The organism is Aquabacterium sp. A08, assembly GCF_011742065.1.
Window position 1 is genome coordinate 1 of sequence record NZ_JAAQQT010000108.1, and the last position, 413, is coordinate 413.

At 62.0% G+C, this 413-nt stretch carries 1 pseudogene; it reads left to right on the top strand.

Annotated elements, in window-relative coordinates:
* Positions 1 to 63: 63 nt before the first annotated feature.
* Positions 64 to 413: pseudogene (locus tag HA630_RS00620) on the top strand (flagellin); the annotation flags it as partial.

A 413-nucleotide genomic window follows, 5' to 3' on the forward strand; every position in this document is an offset into this window, starting at 1 on the left:
CATGTTTGTCGGAGCTGTGGCAGCAATGCCCGTTTCAACCTTCAAGCCACAGGAGTGTTTGCCATGGCCGCCATCATCAACACCAACGTCAGTTCGCTCACTGCACAGCGCAACTTATCGGCGAGTCAGTCGCAGTTGTCCCAATCCATCCAGCGCCTGTCGTCGGGTCTGCGCATCAACAGTGCGAAGGACGACGCCGCGGGCTTGGCCATCTCCGAGCGCTTCACCAGCCAGATCCGCGGCTTGAACCAGGCGGTGCGCAACGCCAATGACGGCATCTCGTTGGCGCAGGTGTCAGAAGGGGCGATGAAGGCCGCCGGCGACATTCTGCAGCGGGTGCGAGAGCTGGCAGTGCAATCGGCCAACGCCTCCAACAGCGCAAGTGACCGCCAAGCCCTTCAGGCCGAAGTGGG